This is a genomic window from Tsukamurella tyrosinosolvens, assembly GCF_900104775.1.
Classification (GTDB): Bacteria; Actinomycetota; Actinomycetes; order Mycobacteriales; family Mycobacteriaceae; genus Tsukamurella; species Tsukamurella tyrosinosolvens.
Genome location: NZ_FNSA01000003.1, coordinates 3,990,551 through 4,009,352, shown reverse-complemented (window position 1 = coordinate 4,009,352; position 18,802 = coordinate 3,990,551). Strand labels below are relative to the sequence as shown.

17 protein-coding genes and 1 pseudogene are annotated in these 18,802 nt (G+C 73.0%); 1 reads left to right on the top strand and 17 read right to left on the bottom strand.

What is annotated here, in order from left to right:
- Positions 1 to 107: 107 nt before the first annotated feature.
- Positions 108 to 1,867 (bottom strand): annotated as a pseudogene (locus BLW32_RS21840) (N-acyl-D-amino-acid deacylase family protein).
- 95 nt (positions 1,868 to 1,962) lie between these two features.
- The gene (locus BLW32_RS21835; RefSeq protein WP_068522315.1) at positions 1,963 to 2,523 is read right to left on the bottom strand and encodes an NADPH-dependent FMN reductase; all 561 of its coding nucleotides are present in this window, start codon (positions 2,521 to 2,523) and stop codon (positions 1,963 to 1,965) included.
- A gap of 108 nt (positions 2,524 to 2,631) precedes the next feature.
- Between BLW32_RS21835 and BLW32_RS21830 the strand changes: the two genes are divergently transcribed.
- Positions 2,632 to 3,216: a helix-turn-helix domain-containing protein gene (locus tag BLW32_RS21830; protein ID WP_068522313.1), complete on the top strand. Its 585-nt coding sequence runs from the start codon at positions 2,632 to 2,634 to the stop codon at positions 3,214 to 3,216.
- A 9-nt stretch (positions 3,217 to 3,225) separates the two neighbouring features.
- Here BLW32_RS21830 and BLW32_RS21825 read toward each other — a convergent pair whose 3' ends face one another.
- The 15 genes from BLW32_RS21825 to BLW32_RS21755 form a co-directional block, all read right to left on the bottom strand.
- On the bottom strand, positions 3,226 to 3,630 hold the full coding sequence (locus BLW32_RS21825; RefSeq protein ID WP_068522311.1) for a hypothetical protein: 405 nt from the start codon (positions 3,628 to 3,630) through the stop codon (positions 3,226 to 3,228).
- A 43-nt stretch (positions 3,631 to 3,673) separates the two neighbouring features.
- Positions 3,674 to 3,901 carry a hypothetical protein gene (locus BLW32_RS21820; protein ID WP_068522309.1) on the bottom strand — a complete coding sequence of 76 codons (228 nt, stop codon included), beginning with the start codon at positions 3,899 to 3,901 and terminating at the stop codon, positions 3,674 to 3,676.
- Between the two features lie 4 nt (positions 3,902 to 3,905).
- Positions 3,906 to 5,714, bottom strand: coding sequence for an acetyl/propionyl/methylcrotonyl-CoA carboxylase subunit alpha (locus tag BLW32_RS21815; protein ID WP_068742970.1), 1,809 nt, complete (start codon positions 5,712 to 5,714; stop codon positions 3,906 to 3,908).
- A gap of 128 nt (positions 5,715 to 5,842) precedes the next feature.
- A complete protein-coding gene (locus BLW32_RS21810) occupies positions 5,843 to 7,303 on the bottom strand; it encodes a condensation domain-containing protein (protein WP_068742969.1) in 1,461 nt (486 codons plus the stop codon).
- Positions 7,304 to 7,327: 24 nt separating this feature from the next.
- Positions 7,328 to 7,744, bottom strand: coding sequence for a SufE family protein (locus BLW32_RS21805; protein ID WP_068742968.1), 417 nt, complete (start codon positions 7,742 to 7,744; stop codon positions 7,328 to 7,330).
- A complete protein-coding gene (locus BLW32_RS21800) occupies positions 7,741 to 8,634 on the bottom strand; it encodes a sulfurtransferase (protein WP_068522303.1) in 894 nt (297 codons plus the stop codon). Before BLW32_RS21800 ends, BLW32_RS21805 begins: the two co-directional genes overlap by 4 nt.
- Before the next feature lie 70 nt (positions 8,635 to 8,704).
- Positions 8,705 to 9,979: a hypothetical protein gene (locus BLW32_RS21795; RefSeq protein ID WP_068522301.1), complete on the bottom strand. Its 1,275-nt coding sequence runs from the start codon at positions 9,977 to 9,979 to the stop codon at positions 8,705 to 8,707.
- Positions 9,976 to 11,223: a phthiocerol/phthiodiolone dimycocerosyl transferase family protein gene (locus BLW32_RS21790; protein ID WP_068742967.1), complete on the bottom strand. Its 1,248-nt coding sequence runs from the start codon at positions 11,221 to 11,223 to the stop codon at positions 9,976 to 9,978. Before BLW32_RS21790 ends, BLW32_RS21795 begins: the two co-directional genes overlap by 4 nt.
- A gap of 1 nt (position 11,224) precedes the next feature.
- Positions 11,225 to 12,607 (bottom strand): glycosyltransferase, encoded by a 1,383-nt coding sequence (locus tag BLW32_RS21785; RefSeq protein ID WP_068522297.1) that lies wholly within the window; start codon positions 12,605 to 12,607, stop codon positions 11,225 to 11,227.
- 1 nt (position 12,608) lies between these two features.
- A complete protein-coding gene (locus tag BLW32_RS21780; RefSeq protein ID WP_068522295.1) occupies positions 12,609 to 13,325 on the bottom strand; it encodes a VC0807 family protein in 717 nt (238 codons plus the stop codon).
- Positions 13,322 to 14,608, bottom strand: coding sequence for a phthiocerol/phthiodiolone dimycocerosyl transferase family protein (locus BLW32_RS21775; RefSeq protein WP_068742966.1), 1,287 nt, complete (start codon positions 14,606 to 14,608; stop codon positions 13,322 to 13,324). Before BLW32_RS21775 ends, BLW32_RS21780 begins: the two co-directional genes overlap by 4 nt.
- Before the next feature lie 54 nt (positions 14,609 to 14,662).
- Positions 14,663 to 15,904 carry a phthiocerol/phthiodiolone dimycocerosyl transferase family protein gene (locus BLW32_RS21770; RefSeq protein ID WP_068522291.1) on the bottom strand — a complete coding sequence of 414 codons (1,242 nt, stop codon included), beginning with the start codon at positions 15,902 to 15,904 and terminating at the stop codon, positions 14,663 to 14,665.
- A 265-nt stretch (positions 15,905 to 16,169) separates the two neighbouring features.
- Complete coding sequence (locus tag BLW32_RS21765; RefSeq protein WP_197467624.1) at positions 16,170 to 16,799, bottom strand: Maf family protein; 630 nt, start codon at positions 16,797 to 16,799, stop codon at positions 16,170 to 16,172.
- Positions 16,800 to 16,819: 20 nt separating this feature from the next.
- Positions 16,820 to 17,092, bottom strand: coding sequence for an acyl-CoA carboxylase epsilon subunit (locus BLW32_RS21760; protein WP_068742964.1), 273 nt, complete (start codon positions 17,090 to 17,092; stop codon positions 16,820 to 16,822).
- Complete coding sequence (locus BLW32_RS21755; protein ID WP_068522285.1) at positions 17,089 to 18,741, bottom strand: acyl-CoA carboxylase subunit beta; 1,653 nt, start codon at positions 18,739 to 18,741, stop codon at positions 17,089 to 17,091. Before BLW32_RS21755 ends, BLW32_RS21760 begins: the two co-directional genes overlap by 4 nt.
- Between the last annotated feature and the right edge of the window lie 61 nt (positions 18,742 to 18,802).

Below are 18,802 nucleotides of genomic sequence, written 5' to 3'. Positions count from 1 at the left end.
CTGTGGGCGCGGAAAGGAGTGGGTGGGAGGGCTTGTGGGCGAAACCGTACGGTCGCCGGTCCCGACCCGTCCGGTCGGGTAGGTACGCGACCGGCCCGACCGGCGGGTCAGCGTGCGCCGGCGCGGAGGTAGTGGCCCGTCTGCTGATCGCGGCCGTAGCCGGGGACGAACTCGCCGAGCCGGAAGACGACTCGGCCGCCGATGCCGGTGGCGACCACGGTCGCGTCGTTGCGGTTGACCATGCGGGAGAGGTCGTCGAAGAAGGGCGCCTCCGCCTCGTTGTAGGCGTCGACGGTGTCGTCGAGCCGCTCCGGATCGACGACGACGAAATCGGCGCGGTCTCCCTCGCGGAGGAATCCGGCGTCGAGCCCGAACCAGGTCGCGAGCTCGCCGGTGAGCCGGTGGACGGCACGGCCCAGCGGGAGCACCGTGCGGCCCGCTTCCTCGGCGTCGCGCATCCGCTTGAGGAAGCGCAGCGGGAAGTTGTAGAAGGCCATGTTGCGCAGGTGCGCCCCCGCATCGGAGAAGCCGAGTTGGAAGTTCGGGTCCGCCGCCATCTCGTCGAGCACGGCGGGGCGGTGGTTGCCGACCGTCGTGGTCCAGCGGACGTTCTTCTCGCCGTTCTCGACCAGGACGTCGAGGAAGGCGTCGAGCGGGGCGACGCCCCGCTCCTCGGCGATGTCCGCGAAGTTCCGGCCGATCAGCGAGGCGTCCGGGCACTCGACGATGACGGCCTCGCGGAAGTCCTTGTGCCACAGACCGGGCTTGTGCTTCTTGAGGGCGAACTCGCGCCGGAACCGCCGCCGGTAGTCGGTGTCGGCCATGAGCGCGTTGCGCTCGAGCTGGTCCCGGATGTGCAACGCGGCGGTACCGCGCCGAACTCCTCGAAGACGGGCAGATCGATGCCGTCCGAGTAGAGGGTGAAGGGCAGGGGGAGGTGCTGGAAGGAGACTCGGGACCGGAAGATCCGGTTGCCCAGCGCGGCGGCGCGGCTGAGGAATCGGTGCGCGCCGGGGGCGGACTTCGAATCCGCGGCGACCAGCAGCGACGTCCGGACGGGGCGTCCCGGCGACAGGCGGTCGCCGGAGGCGAGGAAGAACATCACGGCCGTGAGCGGATTGTTGATGTTCGGCGCGCTCTGCAGGATCCGGCCGCGCTTGCGCAGGACGTTGATGAGGTGCCACCGCTCGTGCCACCAGGCGTAGGTGGACGGCAGTGCGCGGGAGCGGTAGCGGTCACCGTCGAGCTTGTCGATGGGCGCGTCCATCCCGGACATGCCCAGCATGCCGGCGTCGAGGGCGCGGTCGAGCATCTCGGCCATCCGGCGCAGTTCCGCGCGGGACGGCAACGACCAGGTGTCCGTGGCGCGGCGCAGGCCCATCACCGCGGTGCGCAGGTCCGAGTGGCCCAGGAAGGAGGCGATGTTGGGTCCCAGGGGCAGGGAATCGAGGCGTTTGACGTACCCCTCGGGCTCGGTCCAGTCCTGGAAGTCCTCCAGGGCCGCGATGACGTGCTTGCGGGGCACGGCCTCGACGCGGCTGAACAGGTCGGCGGCGTCCTCGGCGCGGGCGTAGACCGTCGACATCGAGCAGCAGCCCAGGACGGCGGTGGTGACGCCGTGCCGGACGGACTCGCCGAGGCCGGGATTGAGGAGGATCTCGGCGTCGTAGTGCGTGTGGATGTCGACGAAGCCGGGGAGGACCCATTTCCCGCGGGCGTCGATCACCTCGGGGCAGCCGGCCTCGTCGAGCGGCTCGCGCGCGACGGTGGCGACGCGGTCGCCGATGATGCCGAGGTGGGCCGGCCGCGGCTCCGCACCGGTGCCGTCGAACCACAGCCCGTCGCGGATGATGAGGTCGTAGCGCATGGGGCTCCCCGCTCGTCGTGTGACGATTGCGAGCCTAATCGATTCGGCGCTCGCGCGCCGGGCCCCGGCGGGATCGGGGCCCGGCGCGGGGGAGGTCAGCGGGCGGCGACCAGGTGACGCTCGGTGGCGGCGGTCAGCTCGTCGAGCAGCGCGGCGAGCTCGGCCGGGCGGCGGTCGATCGGGGCGAACGCGCCGGCACCGTCGAAGTCGGTGAACAGGCCCAGGCTGACCTGCGAGCGGGCGTCGACCATCGAGAAGTTGGCGGTGATCTGGCGCCAGTGCTCCACCGCGCGGACGCCGCCGTCGGCGCCGTAGGCGACGAAGCCGACGGTCTTGCCGGCCCACTCGGGACCGATCGAGTCGAAGGCGTTCTTGAAGGCGCCGGGGATCGAGTGGTTGTACTCGGGGGTGACGAAGACGAAGCCGTCCTGGGCGTCGACGGCCTCGCCCCACGCGGTGACCGCGGCGCTGTCGTACTGCCGGTTCGCGGCGCCCGGCACGGTGGCGGAGGTGAGCAGCGGGACGTCGAAATCCTTGAGGTCCAGCACGGTGACCTCGACGCCGTCGCGCGCCGCGGCGGCCGCGGCGACCCACTGGCCGACCTGCTCGGCCTTGCGGCCGTCGCGGATGGAGCCGAGGATGATGCCGATCTTCATGGGGGTCCTTTCGACGGGGTTGCCGCCCGCTCGGGCGTGCTGTCCACCGTAGCGGAACGGACCGCGGTCCGCTAGGCGGGGCGAGGTGTATTCGGCACAATCGGTCACATGGCAGACGATCCGGTTCTCGAGCAGGTCGGCCCGCGGCTGCGCGCGATCCGGCAGGAGCGCGACATCACCCTGACCGCAGTCGCCGAGGCGACGGGCATCTCCGTGAGCACGCTCTCACGGCTGGAGGGCGGCACGCGCAAGCCCACGCTGGAGCTGCTGCTGCCGCTCGCGCGCACCTACGGCCTGCCGCTCGACGAGCTCGTCGACGCGCCCGAGACCGGTGACCCGCGCGTGCGGCTCAAGCCGCAGCGGCACGGGGACCGCACCATCGTCCCGCTCACCCGCCGCGCCGGCGGCCTGCGCACCTTCAAAGAGGTCATCCGGCCGCGACCGGGCGAGGGGGTCGCGCCGACGCCGGTCTCGCACCCCGGCTACCACTGGGTGTACGTCCTCGACGGTGCCCTGCGCCTGATCCTCGGCGAGAAGGAGATGGTGATCAAGCCCGGCGAGGTGATCGAGTTCGACACCCGGTTGCCGCACTGGTTCGGCAGCGCCGACGGGAAGCCGGTGGAGTACCTCGGCATCTACGGCCCGCAGGGTGAACGCGCGCACCACGTGAGCAGGGCCGGCGGACCGGAGTGAGCCTCCAGGTCACTCGTTGCTGAGGCCGGTGGCCTTGCGGAGGTGACTGACGCCCGGCAGCTTGTTGACGCCGCGCTGCACGTCGCTGAGTTTGTTGGTGACGTCGACGAGGGGAGGCAACACGGCGTCGAGCGTGTTGAGGGCCGGATCGGCGACGGCGGTGAGCCGCTCGACCCGGTCGATGACGTTGTTGGCGCGCTCGATCATGTCGGCCATCGCGAGCATCACCTTGGGCAGCTCGGCGATCAGCTCGATGGTGTCGGGTGGGATGGTGCTGAGCTTGCTGACGCTGGTCACCGTGCGGCCGGTGTTGTCCATCGCCTTGCCGGCGGCGGACCGCACGGAGTCGACCAGGTCGTTGACCGATTCGCTGATGCTGGGTGGGGCCTTCGGGGGCTCCGGCTTTCTCGCCATGTCTCGATCATCGCCCGTCCGGCGGCCCGGCACGGGGATTTGGCTAGAGCGACGCGCCGAATCGTTCCACGGCGGCGCGGGCGGTGCGCAGGCCCTCGCTGTCGGCACCGTCGACGGTGACCTCGCCCGAGGGGAGGAGGGTGACCTCGCCGATCGAGTCGCCGGTGGTGTTCACGCGGACGGCCCAGGCGTAGGCCTCATCGGCCAGCCAGGCGTCGGGGCGCAGTTCCGTGAGGTACCACGCCCCGACGTTCAGGCCGATCGGGTCCAAGGAATCAGGCCTCGTCGGACTTGATCTCGAGCAGGACGGTGCCCTGCGTGACGGCGGTGCCGGGCTCGACGGCCAGGCCGGTCACGATGCCGTCCTTGTGCGCCGCGACCGGGTTCTCCATCTTCATGGCCTCGAGCACCACGACGAGGTCGCCGGCGCTGACCTGCTGGCCGTCCTCGACGGCCACCTTGACGACGGTGCCCTGCATGGGCGCGGTCACGGAATCGCCCGTGGCGGCCACGCCGGCGCCGCGGTCGCGGGTGCGCGCCTTCGGCTTGCGGCGGATCACGCCGGCGCCGCCGGCCGCGCCGCCACCGCCCAGCGAGAGCTCGCCGGGCAGCGAGACCTCGACGCGGCGGCCGTCGACGACCACGACCACGTTCTGGCGGGGCAGCGAGTCGTCCTCCTCGATGGCCTGGCCACCGGTGTACGGCTCGATCGGGTTCTCCCAGTCGGTCTCGATCCACTTGGTGTAGACCTCGAAACCGTTCTCGTCGCCCACGAACGCCGGGTTGGAGACGATGTGGCGGTGGAACGGGATGACCGTCGCGAGGCCCTCGACCTCGAACTCGGCCAGCGCGCGCCGCGAGCGCTCCAGCGCCTCCTGGCGGGTCGCGCCGGTCACGATGAGCTTGGCGAGCATCGAGTCGAACTGGCCGCCGATGACGTCGCCCTGGTCCACGCCGGAGTCGACGCGCACGCCGGGGCCGGTGGGCTCGCGGTACACGCTGATCGGGCCGGGGGCCGGCAGGAAGCCGCGGCCGGCGTCCTCGCCGTTGATGCGGAACTCGAAGCTGTGACCGCGGGGAGTGGGATCCTCCGTGATCGTCAGCTCCTTGCCCTCGGCGATGCGGAACTGCTGGCGCACGAGGTCGATGCCCGCGGTCTCCTCGGTGACCGGGTGCTCGACCTGCAGGCGGGTGTTGACCTCGAGGAAGCTGACGAGGCCGTCGGCGGCGACGAGGAACTCGACGGTGCCGGCGCCGTAGTAGCCCGCCTCACGGCAGATGCGCTTGGCCGACTCGTGGATGGAGGTGCGCTGCGCCTCGGTGAGGAACGGCGCGGGCGCCTCCTCGACCAGCTTCTGGAAGCGGCGCTGCAGCGAGCAGTCGCGCGTGCCGGCGACCACGACGTTGCCGTGCTGGTCGGCGATGACCTGCGCCTCGACGTGGCGGGCCTTGTCGAGGTAGCGCTCGACGAAGCACTCGCCGCGACCGAAGGCCGCGACGGCCTCGCGGGTCGCCGACTCGAACAGCTCGGGGATCTCCTCGATGGTGTACGCGACCTTCATGCCGCGGCCACCGCCGCCGAACGCCGCCTTGATGGCGACGGGCACGCCGTACTCCTGCGCGAAGGCGACGACCTCGTCGGCGTCCTTGACCGGGTCCTTGGTGCCGGGCGCCATCGGGGCCTCGGCGCGCTCGGCGATGTGCCGCGCGGTGACCTTGTCGCCCAGGTCGCGGATCGAGGCCGGCGACGGGCCGATCCAGGTCAGGCCCGCGTCGATGACGGCCTGCGCGAAGTCGGCGTTCTCCGAGAGGAAGCCGTAGCCGGGGTGGATCGCGTCGGCGCCGGACTTGGCGGCGGCGTCGAGGATCTTGTCGAAGACGAGGTAGGACTCGGCCGAGGTCTGGCCGCCGAGGGCGAACGCCTCGTCGGCGAGGCGCACGAACTTGGCGTCGGCGTCGGGCTCGGCGTACACGGCGACGCTGGTCAGGCCGGCGTCCCGGGCGGCGCGGATGACGCGGACGGCGATCTCACCGCGGTTGGCGATGAGTACCTTCTCGATCTTCTTGTCAGCGTGGGCTGCCACTCAAGTCTCCTCGTTCCGTTGCGGCGCGCAGCGGCGCGCCGCCCTTACATGTCCCGTCCGGGCGCAACTCCTGACGAGTGTATGCCTACTCACTTGTGGCGGAGCCGACAGTCCCCTCGCGGTTTCGGTTACCCACGAGTAACCGTCGCATCGCCTATTTCGGTCAACAACGAACGTAGCGCGCCGAGGTACAGAGTGATACTCCGGCGTGCCGTGTCGAAGCCGGGGAAGCGCGCCGCCACGTGCAATCCGGAGGGGGTGCGCAGCATCCAGAGGTAGACGTCGTCGATCGAGTAGTCCCGCGAGCGCAGCGCCCCGGCCCCGCCGGCGTCGTTGACGTCCGACCCCGGGGCCGAGCGCGTGTCCATGAAGGAGACGACGAACCGGGGCGGCGGCGCCTGGGAGCGACCGGGCTCGTCGGCGAGGACCTCGCCGATGCGCAGGTAGGGCAGGGTGCTGCCGGCCTTCGAGTGCTTCCATGCGGATTGCGCCCGCTGGGCCAGCTCGCCGAAGGTCCGGGTGCCGGTGGTGTCGAGCCGGAAGGGCGCGATGCCGACGAACCAGCCGAGCGCCGCGATCCACTGCTCGGCGTCGCGCGTGTGGCGGGTGACGGCGCACCGGAAGACCGGTCCGAAGCCGAGGTCGGTGTTGATCTTCGCCATGCATGCGAGCACGCCCGTCACCAGCGAGGCGCCCGACTCGGAGCACACGCGGGTGAAGTTGTTGGACCGGTCGTCGTCGAGCAGGTGGAAGTTCAGCGCCCCCTGCGGCAGCCGGGGCACCCCGTCCGGATCGCGGCTCAGGGCGGCCCGCGTCTCGTCCGCGAGCACCTTCGCGCTGAGCGGCAGCAGCGGCATGGGGAAGGGGTCGGGTTTGAAGCCGGTCTCGCTGAGGTACTCGTCCCACATCAGCGCCGCCGGGTGCGTCGCGCCGGCCCGGTCCGCCGATTGCCGGTCGGTGTCCGAGTAGTTGACGTAGCTGCCGGTGGGGAGGAGCCGCGGCTGCTCGCCGTGCACGGCCTCGCGGTAGAACTCGCGCAGCTCGTACGGGCTGAGGATGAGGGAGTAGCCGTCGAGCAGGGAGTGATCCGCGGCGAAGAACAGGGTGAACGAGTCCTCCCGCGCCACGGTCGAGAACATGTAGGCCGGCCAGGTCAGCGGGGCCGTCGACCGGTCGAACTCGCCCAGCAGCTGTTCGGCGAGGGGGCCGGTGGACCGGTAGGTGCCGATCGCCTTGACCCGCAGGTCGACGGTGGCGGTCTGCGCGCTCCGGCGGCGCGGCCGGTCGTCCTCGAGGAAGACGTGGGTGCGCAGCACCTCGTGCCGGTCGATCCACGCGCGCAGCGCCGTGCGCATCCCGGGGATGGAGAGCGGCTCGTCGAACTCGATGCCCAGGCCCAGCCACGACTCGCGGCCACCGTCGATGTGCCGGCGCTGCAGCACCGACTGCGCGCCCCGCAGGTGCGCCTCGTGCACGTGCGAGGTGGCGCGCGGGTCGTCGCGCCAGCGCGCGGCCGGACCCGTGGTGGGGATCCAGTTGCGCAGTTCACCCGGGCGCAGCGGGTACGCGTCCAGTTCGGTGAATTGCACGGCGGGCTCGCTCGAAGGACCGGGCTACCCGGCGAGCCGGCGCTTGATGCGGGCGAGCATCGCCGACATGCCGCGCAGGCGCAGCGGGCTGACCACGGCGTCGAGGCCGAGGGCGTGGTGGAAGTCGTCGGGCACGGCGACGATCGCCGCGGCCGGCTGCCCGTCGAGGCCCTGCGCCAGGATCGACGCGAAGCCGCGGGTGGTGGGCGCCTCGGGCGGGGCGCTGAAGTACAGCCGGACCGCCTGGGGATTCGAGGCGTCGACGTCGAGGAACAGCGGCGACTGGCATTCCGGGACGGGCTCCATCGCCGCCGCGGTCAGGTGCTCGGGCAGCTCGGGAAGCTCCCGCGAGAACTCCAGGAGCAGTTCGAGCCGGTCCTGCTCGCCGACCCCGGCGAAGTCGTCGACGATCTCCGCCAGGGGCGCGGGCAGGGCGCTCATGCGCCGGGCGCGGCGCCGGGCTCCTCGCCGCGCACGATGGGGGCCCGCACGGTGTTGCCCCACTCGGTCCACGAGCCGTCGTAGTTCTTGACGTCCGTGAAGCCGAGGAGGTGGGTGAGCACGAACCACGTGTGGCTCGAGCGCTCGCCGATGCGGCAGTAGGCCGTCACCGGCGACTGCGGATCGAGGCCGCCGTAGACCTCGGTGAGGTCGGCGTGAGGGAGGAACCGGCCGTCCTGCCGGGCCGCCTTCGCCCACGGGATCGACACCGCGGTGGGGATGTGGCCGCCGCGCAGGGCGCCCTCCTCCGGGTAGTCGGGCATGTGGGTGCGCTCGCCGGTGTACTCCTGCGGCGACCGCACGTCGACGAGGGCGCGCGTGCCGATGTCGGCGCGCACCTGATCGGCGAAGGCGCGGATGACCGTGTCGTCGCGCTCGACGACGGGGTAGTCGCTGCGCGGGTACTCCGGCTGCTCCAGCGAGACGTCGCGGGCGTCGCTGATCCACTTGTCGCGGCCACCGTCGAGTAGGCGCACGTCCGGGTGCCCGAAGAGGGTGAACACCCACAGCGCGTACGCGGCCCACCAGTTGGACTTGTCGCCGTAGATGACGACGGTGTCGTCGCGGCTGATGCCCTTGGCCCGCATGAGTTCCGCGAACTGCTCGCCGGTGATGTAGTCGCGCGTCACCGGGTCGTTCAGGTGCAGGTGCCAGTCCACCTTCTGCGCGGTCGGGATGTGCCCGATGTCGTAGAGGAGCACGTCCTCGTCGGACTCGATCACCTTGAGCCCGGGCACCCCCAGGTGCCCGCTCAGCCAGTCCGCGGTGACGAGGCGCTCGGGGTGTGCGTAGTCCTGCAGTTCCGCGCTCGGATCGGTCTCGATAGCCACGTCCGCCAGCCTAGCCCCCAGGCCGCCCGGCCGCGCCGCGGCGACCCCGGGCGGCGGCGTGTTCCTGCACTCAGTGGTGTGCGTAGTCGGGAATCGACCGCTCGACGACCCCGTGCAGGTCGGCGGCGGCCGCGAGGTTGCTCGCGACGAACAGCGAGGTCTCGGTCTCCGTGCCCGTCCACCCGACGTACAGGTACGGCGGTCGCGGCGGGGCGACCCGCCCGGGCAGCGCCGACCACGCCAGGCGGAACCAGGTCCGGTCCGCCGGGGTGCCGTCGGGTGCGCGGACCGGTGCCGGCAGGGCGCCGACGCCGGCGCAGGTGGTGACCGGGTGCGCCGGATCGGGCGGCGCGTCGATGAGTGAGGCCAGCGTGCGGCGCGGTAGCAGGGTGAGGAGGGGGCCGAAGGCGTCGTACTGCCCGGCGTCCGGCAACGCCCCCAGCACGCCCTTGACATCCGCGCGCAGGGCGACCACGCCCTCGGGACCCGCCGCCGGGTCGACGAGGAGCTCCGCGTCGACGATCGCGTTGCCGCGCAAGTCGCCGTCCTCGCGCCGGTTCACGGACAGGCCGAGGACGGCCTGCCCGTCGGGACGGACCCAGCCGAGTCCGGCGGCGATCCGCGCGGTGGCCCGGAACAGCAGGGTCGACTCGGTGCCGCCCGACGCGGCGGCGCGCGCGGCGAGGGCCGCGCGGTCGAGGTGCACGACCGCCCAGCGGTCGGTGCCGACGGGGTGCGCGGGTGCGGGACCGTCGTGATCGAGGCGTTCTCGCGCCAGACGGGCGGCGGTCGCCGCGGCCCGCGCGGCGGCGGGCAGCTCCCGCGCCGCCAGGGCCGCGTCGCGACGGGCGGCCCGGAGCGGGGGCGCGGCCTCGCGCGGGTACGGCAGGTCGCGGGGTGCGCCCAGCGCGGCCTCCGCGACGGCGGTCGCGGTGCCCACGCCGTCGGCGAGCACGTGCGAGACCACCAGGGTCACGGCGGATCCGCCCTCGGTCAGCGGCAGCACCCCCAGGTGCCAGCCCGGCCCCGACCAGGGGTCGATGGGCGCGGCGGCGCGTTCGTCGAGCCACCCGTCGATCGCCTCGCGCGGGCGCGGGACGGCCTCGACGGCGACCCGCGGCGCCGCGGTGGTCGCCACCCAGCGGTCCCGGCCGAAGGGCAGCGGGGAGTGGGCGATCCGGCGGCCCAGCAGTCCGCCGGTGAGCGCGGTGCGGAACCGCTCGAGCCCGGCGAGGTCGACGCCGTCGTCGTAGATCCAGGTCACCTGGATGAGTGAATTGCGGCCGGTCGCACGGGTGCCCGCGGCCGCGCCCTGATCGACGAACGCCAGCAGGTCGGCCGTCATGCGGCGGCTCCCGCGCCGACGAGACCGGCCTCGATCCGGTCCCGGATGCGCCGGGCGGCGTCGGGCGCGAGGGTGCCCGGCGCGTGCCGCAACTCGATCGACAGTCGGCCGTCGAAGGTGAGCGCGTGATGGTGCAGGCCGACGAGCGGGGCGAGCGCCTCGGGCGGTGCCTGCCGCACCAGGGCGCGGACCCGCTCGATGTCCACCTCGGAGCTGGTGTGGAAGTCCAGCACGGTCACGTCGTCCGGGGTCGACGGTGCCGGGATCGCGCCGATGTTGCTCAGCCGCACGGGGACCCCGCCGGTCACCGTGACCGGGGCGGCGCCGGCCAGGGCCGCCGCGACGGTGCCGTTCGCGAGGTCGGCGCGCAGGCCGTCCAGGACGGCGCGACCGATCTCCTCGGGCGTCGTGTCGCCGCGCACGGCGACGGGCACCGTCGACGAGCCGGCGAAGTTGGTGACCGCGGCGGCCGGGACGGCCGGCTCGGCGCGGGCCCGGAGGTCGACGGGGCTGAACACGGCGAGGGGGACCGGATCCTCGGCGGGGCGGTCGATCTCCGCGCGTTCGGCGGCGACGATGATCCCCGCGAGGAGCCCGTGCACGCTCAGGCCCGCGTCCTTGGCGCGGCGGCGCAGCGCCTCGGTCGCGGCGGCGTCGAGGCGGATCCGGTCGAACGCGAAGTCGCCGGCGTCGACGTCGGCGGGGGACGGCACCGTCGCGGTGGGGAGGACCTCGACCACGGATGGGTCCGGCGGGTCGCCTGCCGCGAGCCGCTCCGCGAGGTCCGTCGGCGCGGCCGGGAGGCCGGAGGGAGCTGCGGGCTCGGCGCCCGAGTAGAGCTCCCACAGGCGCAGATTCAGGAACAGCGCGTGGGCGCCGTCGGCGACGGCGTGACTCACCCCGAGCGTGACGCGGTGCAGGTCGCCGTCGGAGACGAGCTGTACCGCCGCGATCGCCCGCTCGGCGTCCACGCCGAGCCGCACGTCGCCGGGCGCGAAGGGCCGCAGGTCTACCTGGATCGGTGCGGCGTCCTTCTCGGGCGCCGCGTCCGGTGCGATCAGGTCGAAACCGAAGGCGTGCGCCTCGATCCGGCCCGCGAGCACGGGGTACTCCCGGCGCAGCGCCGCGTAGGCGCGGGCCAGGCGGCCCGCGTCGATCGGGCCGCGGACGGTGAAGCTGCCGCTGGAGGTGGTCCCCGTGAGCACGTACGGGATCTCGAGCGGTGTCAGGGCGCGTCGGGACATCTCACACCTCCAGCCCGGCGAGGGAGACCACATCGGCGGCGTCGAAGTCGACGGTGTCGGGCGCGGTCACCGCCGGAACGGTCCGCACGTCCACGCCGTCGTCCTCCGCGATCGACTCGATGATCGTCGCGGCACGGCGCGCGGGGATGTCGCCGAGGTCGATGAGCGACGAGATCCGCTGTGCGCGACGGCGGGTGGCCGGATCGAGCAGCAGGTCGAAAGCCGCGTGCAGGCGCTCCGCGGTGACGTTGCGCATCGGCAGGCAGGCGCCGACGCCGAGGTCGGTGACCCGCGCGCCCCAGAAGGGCTGGTCCGCGAGCACCGGGCAGATCAGCGTGGGCAGCCCGGCCCGCAGCGACGCGGCGGTGGTGCCGGCGCCGCCGTGGTGGACGGCGGCGGCGCAGTGCGGCAGGACCTCCGCGTGCACCACCTCGTCGACGACGCGGACGTGGTCGCCCAGGTCGGCGCCGACCAGATCGCTCCAGCCGGCGACGATGAGGCCGCGGCGCCCGCGCTCGGCGCAGACCCGGGCGAAGGTGCGCGCCATGCCGTCCGGGTCCGCGATCCGCATGCTGCCGAAGCCCCAGTAGATCGGGGCGTCGCCGTCCGTGAGCCAGGCCAGGAGATCGGCGTCGGTGCGCTTCTGCTCGCCCTGGCGCAGCCAGGCGTCGGCCGGGACCTCGAGGAAGCCGAGCATCGGCCGCGTCCGGCTGAACTCGGGAACCAGGTCCGGGGTGAGCGCGGGATCGTAGAGCTGCAGGTCGACGATCTCGTTGGCATCGCGGTTCTTGGCGCGCCGCGACCGGTACGGCGCCTCGCCCACCGACATCCGGTGGAAGTTCACCGCGGCCCGCACGTGGGTCCACGTGAAGGAGTCGCCGAGGGCCCACGTCGCGCGCTTGACCACGCGCGGCGACCGGGACAGCACGTCGCTGGTCAGGCCCGCGGGGGTGTACTGGGTCATGGGGTAGACGCTGTTGGTGGTGCCGGGGAAGAACCGGTAGCTGATGATCGTCGCGCCGCTGCGCCGCGTGATCGGCAGGGCGAAATCGACGGCGTCCGAATGGGTCAGCACCACGTCGGCATCGCGGCACACGGTCTCGGTCTCGCGGGAGATGGTCGCGATGTTGCGTACCAGCCAGCGCCCGTAGGCCCGCATCCGCTCGACCGGACGGTGGATCACGTCCCGGTAGTCGTCGTCGTAGTCCGGCACGAAGTCGTTGAGCCGGTGGGCGTCCAGGCCCGCCGACCGGATGAGCCGCACCAGCGGGTCGCCCATCGCGGCGATGGTCACGTCGTGCCCGCGGGCGCGCAGCGCGAGCCCGATCGCGATCGTCGGCTGGACGTCGCCGCGGCTCCCCATGGCGAGGATGCAGACCTTCATGTCAGTTCGTCCTTTCGACGGTCGGGTGGAGATCGGTTCGGGGGGCGACGGGGGCCGGGACGGCTCCCTCCGGAGCGGCGCCGGCGAGCGCGGCCCGGACGGGGCGCAGGAGCAGCAGCGTGAGCGGCAGCACCGGGACGGCGACCAGCAGCGGGATCACCTGACAGGCGACGACCGCGTAGTCGATCGGCAGGCTCAGCGCCGCCGTGACCGAGGCGGTGGTGCTGAGGACGACCGCCACGAGCCAGAGCGGGTCGACGGCACCGATCGCCCGGACGCAGGGCCGTTCGGTGCGGACGCGGCGGTTCCACTGCTGGGCGCGTCCGGCGTCGCCGCGGACGGTCAACCGCATCATGAGCGTCGCGACGGCCCGGCGTCGCAGGACCAGGCCGGCGGCGATCGCGACGGCCATGAGCGCGCCGATCGCGGTCTCCACCAGCAGGATCACGCGGGGGCTGCCGGAGATCGCGGCGGCGGTGATGGAGCAGGCGAGCAGGGTGAGGGTGAACAGCTCGAGCGGGTCGGTCGCGCGGCGCACGAGCGAACGCGCCAGGATGCGCACCGCCACCAGCGCGGTGCCGGCGACGAGGGCGAGGAGCTGCCCCGCGCCGACCAGATAGCGCAGCGCGAAGTACACGCCCAGTTGCAGGCCGACGTCGACGAGCAGCGCCACCGGCGGGGCCGGCGGCGACTCGGTGTCGGCGAGGGGGACGGTCATGCGGCGGTGCCGATCTCGAGCAGCGCGTGCACCCCGTCCTCGATCCGGTCCAGGAGGCGGGCGCGGACGGCACCGTCGAGCGTGCCGGGCAGGGCGCGCAGCTCGACCGAGAGGCGCCCGCCGAAGGTGGAGACCAGGTACGAGGTCCCGATGGGTGCGGCCGGGAGGCCGGGGCCCGTGTGGCCCGCGGCGTACTCGCGGATCCCGCCCGCGCTGCGGACGATCTGCGCGTGGAAGTCGAGGACCTCGAGCCCGGCGGGCGCGACCGGCGCCGGTACCTCGCCGAGGTTGCTGATGAGGACGGGCGGGCCGTGGCGGCGGGTCCGCGGATCCGGCATCGGGCTCACGGCGGTCCGCAGCACGGTCCCGTCGCGCACGTCGGCGCGGATCCGGTCGGCCACCGTCCGGGCGATGTCCGCGGTCGGGGCGTCGCCGACCGCGACGTAGGAGAAGCCGCACAGCGCCGTCACCGAGCGCAGGGGAATGGGCGGGCTGATCCGGCCGCGGAAGTCGACGGGGGTGAGCAGCGCGACCGCCGCGTCCTCCGCGCACTCGGCGAGCTCGGCGCGGGCGATGATGCCGCTGACCAGGGCGTGCGACGAGACGCCGTGGGCGCGGGCGGCGGCGTCGAGCGCCGTGGTCTCGCCGGTGCCGAACCGGACCCGCAGCGCGTCGTCGACGTCGGGCCCGGGCTCGTCGGGGAACTCCGCCGGGACCGCGCCGTGCCACACGGTGCCCGCCAGTCGCTCCTCGTAGTCCAGCTCCTCGGGGAGGTGGCCGCGCGCCGCCATCACCAGGTGCGGCTCGGCCGGGAAGTCGGTGGCGCGCCGGATGATCGGCGTCGCCCCGCTCGCCAGCGCGGTGTACAGCTCGAACAGCCGGGCCGCGATCGCCACGATGCCCGAGCCGTCCGTCGCGGCGTGGCTGGCCCAGAGGGTGAGCCGGTGCCGCTCGCCGATCCCGGTGAGCGACAGGGCCGCGAGCTGCTCGGAGCCGACGAACCACGGCGGCGTCTGCTCGTAGCCGGTCCACGGCGCCGTGGTGTCGCGGAAGCCGATCGCGGCGGCCACGGCCGCGTCGCCCGGCGCGAAGTGGGGGCGGCCCTTGACGTCCACGATCCGCGCCGCGAGCACCGGGTACTCCTCGAGCAGCGCGGTGAACGCCGACCGGAGCGCGGTGCCGTCGACGACGCCCCGCAGTTCGAACGACGTGCCGATCACCTCGCGCGAGGTGGGGCGCACGAAGGACGCCTCGGAGAAGGTGAGTGCGCGGTGATTCTGCATGGCGGCTCCTGTTCTGGACGGCGGTTCGGCGGCGAGGCGGCGGTACGGCGGGCGTCAGGCGGCGGGTGCCCGGCGGGCGGCGGCGTGGACGAGCGAGTCGATGCGGTCGGCGACGGCGGCGCGGGCCGCCTCGGAGGCGGTGCCGCCCAGCGTGATCGCCTCGATCCCGAGGCGGCCGCGGAACGTCGAGACCTGGTGGATCGTGGCCGACGGTGCGGGGCGCCGCGCACCGGCCGGCACGTGCAGGGCCGCGGAGTCCATCGACAGGACGGGACGCAGGTCCTCGGCGACCAGGCCGTCGGGGAGCTCCACGTCGAGCGGGCCGAGGTTGCTGAGCACCACGGGCGGCTCGGGCGCCTCGCCCGCCGGGGCGGCGACCGCCAGGGCGGTGAGGGCACGGCCGCCGCGCACGTCCCGGCGGACCGTCCGGGCCAGGTCCTCGCCCACCGCGGCGGGGTCGGAGCCGGCGGTGAGCTCCGCGGCGGCGTACGAGGCGCCGACGAAGTTGGTCACCTCGGTGGGATCGAGCATCGGGCGCACCCGGCGCCGCAGGTCGACGAGGGTCATCGCGCCGATCCGGACGGGTGCCGCCGGATCCTCGTCGACGAAACCGGCTCGTTCGGCGGTGAGCAGGATCCCGGAGAGCAGGGCGTTCAGGCCGATGCCCTCGGCGGCGGCGAGCAGCCCCGCGGTGGTCTCGGCCGAGAAGCGCAGGGAGGTCGTCTCGGGGAGCACCGCGTCGCCGGCCCGGGGACCGAGGACGGGGGCGGCGCCGTACCACCGCGCACCGTCGAGCCGGGCGCGGCCGGTGCTGACCTTGGGGACGTCGAGGCCCTCGAGGATCCGCTGCGCCGAGCGGGGGAAGGGATGGGGCGCGGCGACGTCCGTCGCGCCGGTGCGCACCAGCGCGGTGTAGTGCGACCAGAGCCGGCGCAGGAGCGCGTACAGGTGGGTGCCGTCGGCGAGGGCGTGGTTGACGGCGAGCGCGACGCGATGCCGGTCGCCGAGCGAGGTGACGTGCAGGCGGGCCAGTGCGGCCGCGGGGTCGACGAGGGGCGCGCCGGTGCCGTCGGTGCGGGTGGCGCGGTCGCGGGGAGGGACGAAGGCGTAGCCGTCGCCGGCGGGCGCGACGGCGGCGTCGAGCGCGGGGTGCTCGGCGCGGAGCGCGTTGAAGGCGTCGGAGAGGGCGTCGGTGTCCAGCGGGCCGCGCACGGTCAGCTCGAAGGCGCACGTGGTGGGGTGCGGGCCCACGAAGCCGATCTCGGACGAGGCGAGGGGGCGGAGCGTCGTGGTCATGGCATGACGCTAAGCCGACGTCTATTCCTTTCGCGAGACGAACGAGCGGTGTCGCTCGTCACGCTGCCGGACCCTTGACCGGGGTTGGGGGAACTTGCAGGGGGTGATTACTTCGGTGTTCTTGCAGCTCGAACGGCGTACGCGATTGAACCTTCGACTGTGGTTCCCAGCTGCGGAAACGTACTGATTGCGCGGAGTTAACGCGATGCTTACGGAATTCGGATCGCGAACCCTGTGAGGTCCGCCACGTCCGTCATGGTGAAGATCAGGCTCGGTCGGACCACAGCGCGACGGGCGAGACGCCCAGGTCGCCCAACAGCTGCCGGGTCAGCGGCAGGGAGATGCCGATGACCGAGCTGGGGTCACCCTCGATGCCGTCGACGAACCAACCCCCGAGCCCGTCGAGCGTGAACCCGCCGGCCACCGGCAGGGGCTCGCCCGTCGCGACGTAGGCGTCGATCTCCGCGTCCGACGGTGCGCCGAAGCGCAGCGTCGTCGCCCGGGTGCCGCCGGACTCGCCGGCCACGGCACCGTCGTCGAGGAGGATCGCGCAGTGCCCCGTGAGGAGGCGGCCCGTGCGGCCGCGCATCGCGCGCCAGCGCGCCGCCGCGACCTCGGGCGTGTGCGGCTTGCCGACGAGCTCGCCGTCGATGGAGAGCATCGAATCGCAGCCGATCACCACGGCGCGGCCGGGCAGCGGCTCCTCGGCGACGATCCGGCCCACCACGTCCTGCACCTTGGCCCGCGCCAGCGCGGCGACGGCGTCCTCGTGCGCGACGTCCGGGCCCAGGCCCGCGAGGATCGCGTCCTCGTCGACCTGCGAGACCGAGACCAGCGGGGAGGTGCCGGCGGCGCGCAGCACCGACAGCCGCGCCGGCGAGGCCGACGCGAGCACGAGGCGCACGGGAGCGGGGATCAGGACCCCTTGGTCCAGAAGACCGGCGTCTGGCTGGTGAAGGCGTTGGGGCCGTTGAAGTACTGCGGGCGCATCCGGTCGCGGACGTCGCCCCACAGCGACTTCGGGCCCTCCGGGCCGGACTGCGGCGTCGAGCCGGTCGCCGCGGCGAGCACCGCGACGACGGCGGCGACGTCCGCGTCCGACGGGTTGCCCCGCTCGAACCGGATGGCCGCCTTGAGCTTCTCGACGTCGGCCGCGCTGGCCTCGACCGGCTTCTGCTCGGCGCTCACAGCGGGATGTTCCCGTGCTTCTTGGGCAGGGTGGCGACGACCTTGCGCTCGAGCATGTTCAGGGCCGTCACGATCTGGCCGCGGGTGTGCGAGGGCGGGATCACCGCGTCGACGTAGCCGCGCTCGGCCGCCACGTACGGGTTGACCAGGGTGTCCTCGTACTCCTCCTGCAGCTTCAGGCGCAGGGCCTCGACGTCCTCGCCCTTCTCGGCCGCCTCCGCCAGCTCCTTGCGGTAGACGAAGCCGACGGCGCCGCCCGCGCCCATCACGGCGAACTGGGCGGTGGGCCACGCGAGGTTGATGTCGGCGCCCATGTCCTTGCTGCCCATGACGCAGTACGCACCGCCGTAGGCCTTGCGGGTGACGACGGTGATCTTCGGGACGGTGGCCTCGCCGTAGGCGTAGAGCAGCTTCGCGCCGCGGCGGATGATGCCGTCGTACTCCTGGCCGGTGCCGGGCAGGAAGCCGGGCACGTCCACCAGGGTGACGATGGGGATGTTGAAGGCGTCGCAGAAGCGCACGAACCGCGCGGCCTTCTCCGAGGCGTCGATGTCGAGGCAGCCGGCCAGCTGGGTGGGCTGGTTCGCGACGATGCCGACGCTGCGGCCGTCGATGCGGCCGAAGCCCACGATGATGTTCATCGCGCGCTGCGGCTGGATCTCGAGGAACTCGTCGTCGTCGAGCAGGCGGCGGATGACCTCGTGCATGTCGTACGGCTGGTTCGGCGAATCCGGGATCAGCGTGTCCAGCTCGCGGTCCTCGTCGTTCACCGACTCCTCGATCGAGCCCGTGAGCGGGTCGGTCGGCACGAAGCGCGGAGCCTCGGCGCGGTTGTTCGAGGGCAGGTAGGTGAGCAGCTCGCGGACGTAGTCCAGCGCGTCCTGCTCGCCCGATGCGACGTAGTGCGCGGTGCCCGACTTGGTCATGTGGGTCTGGGCGCCGCCCAGCTCCTCCTTGGTGACCTCCTCGCCGGTCACGGACTTGATGACGTCCGGGCCGGTGATGAACATCTGGCTCTCGTGGTCCACCATCACCACGAAGTCCGTCAGCGCGGGGGAGTAGACGTGGCCGCCGGCGGCCGCGCCCATCACCACGGAGATCTGCGGGATGACGCCCGAGGCCTGCGTGTTGCGGAAGAAGATCTGCGAGTACAGGGCGAGCGAGACCACGCCCTCCTGGATGCGGGCGCCGGCACCGTCGATGATGCCGACCAGCGGACGGCCCGTCTTGGTGGCCAGGTCCATGACCTTGACGATCTTCTCGCCGTAGACCTCGCCGAGCGAGCCACCGAAGACCGACGAGTCCTGGCTGAAGACGCACACCTCGCGGCCGTCGATGGTGCCGTAACCGGCCACCACGCCGTCGCCGACGGGACGCCGCGCCGCCATGCCGAAGTTCGTCGAACGGTGCTGCGCCAGCTTGTCCAGCTCCACGAACGAGCCCTCGTCCAGCAGCGCGAGCACGCGCTCGCGGGCCGTGAGCCGACCCTTCTCGTGCACCTTGTCGATGGCGCCCTGGCCCATCGGGGCCAGCGCCTCGGCGTCCTTCTTGCGGAAGGCGGCCAGCTTGCCGGCCGTGGTGTGGATGCTGGGCTCGGCGTCAGCGGTGTTGCCGCCGGAGGCGCCGTCGGTGGTGGAGGCACTCGTCATAGACCCGACTCTAACCAATAGAGTCGATTCCGAACCGCACTGCCCATAGAAGGAGGACGTC